At 66.7% G+C, this 1,422-nt stretch carries 1 protein-coding gene and 1 pseudogene; both read left to right on the forward strand.

Features of this window, described 5'->3' with window-relative positions:
• Nucleotides 1-657: pseudogene (locus AB0M95_RS41005) on the forward strand (cytochrome P450); the annotation flags it as partial.
• Nucleotides 639-1,422 (forward strand): cytochrome P450 (locus tag AB0M95_RS41010; RefSeq protein ID WP_363777206.1); only part of this gene is annotated, 784 nt, incomplete at its 3' end. The pseudogene AB0M95_RS41005 and the gene AB0M95_RS41010, both read left to right, overlap by 19 nt.

A 1,422-nucleotide genomic window follows, 5' to 3' on the forward strand; every position in this document is an offset into this window, starting at 1 on the left:
ATCGCGGCCGGCACCGAGCCGGTGAAGAACTTGATCGGCAATGCGCTGCGGCTGCTGCTTGCCGACGACCGGTTTGCGGGCAGCCTGTCCGGCGGAAGCATGCCCATCGACGCCGCGCTGGATGAGGTGCTGTGGAAGGACCCTCCCATGGTCAACTACGCCATCCACTACCCGGTGCGTGAGCTGGACCTGAGAGGAGTTCGCCTCCGCGCGGGCGAGCCGGTTGTCATCGGCTTCGCCGCAGCCAACACCGATCCGCAGCTGGCCTCGACGCCCACACATCGGCCGGGCAACCGCGCTCATCTGTCGTTCAGCGCCGGCCCGCACGCCTGCCCCGCGCAAAATCACGCCCGTCTGATCGCCGCTGTCGCGATCGAACGGATCCTGGACCGCCTGCCGGACATGGAACTGGCCCTCCCCGCCGACCGGCTTCAGTGGCGACCTGGACCTTTTCACCGGGCCTTGGTCGCCCTGCCCGTACGTTTCACCCCCATCCGCGTCAATGCCACACCTGGAGACAGCCCGTGGAATCCCAGCCCCGCCCCATCCACCTGGACGCACACGGCCGCGACATCCACGCCGAGGCATCCCGACTCCGCGACGCCGGCGCGGCGACGCGGGTGGAACTCCCTGGTGGCGTGGTTGCGTGGGCGGTAACCCACCACGACACGCTCAAACGGCTACTCGCCGACCCGCGCGTATCCAAGGACCCCCGCCAGCACTGGCCTGCTTACATCAACGGGGAGATTCCGCCGCACTGGCCCCTGTACACCTGGGTCGCGGTGGACAACATGTTCACTGCGTATGGCGCGGATCACAAACGGCTACGCACATTGATCTCTAAGGCGTTCACCCCACGCCGCACCCAAGTGCTACGGCCACGCATTCAGCAGATCACCGACGACCTCCTCGACAGAATGGCCGGCACCGCAGCCGGTGAAGCCGTCGACCTTCGTGAGGAGTTCGCCTACCAGTTGCCCATGCGGGTGATCGCCGAGTTGCTCGGCCTCCCAGGTAACCCGCGCGATGACCTACGCCGCGTCGTCGACAGCGTCTTCCACACCTCCGCCGACACAGAGGAGGTCATGGCCACTCAACGCGACGCGTACACCATCCTGAGCAACCTGATCACCTCCAAGCGCGAAACCCCCGGAGACGACATGACCAGCGTCCTGATCGCCGCCCGCGATCAGGACGGCGGTTCCCGCCTCAGCGAAACCGAACTGATCGACACCCTGTTCCTGATGGTCGCAGCCGGGCATGAGACCACCGTCAACCTCATCGACAACGCCATCCACGCCCTGCTGACCCACCCCGACCAACTCGACCTCGTCCACGCCGGCAGCGCCTCGTGGGACGACGTCATTGATGAGACGCTGCGCTGGCAAGCGCCGGTGGCCACCGTCCCGCTACGCTACGCCG

The organism is Sphaerisporangium sp. NPDC051017 (assembly GCF_040683095.1).
Taxonomy (GTDB): domain Bacteria; phylum Actinomycetota; class Actinomycetes; order Streptosporangiales; family Streptosporangiaceae; genus Sphaerisporangium.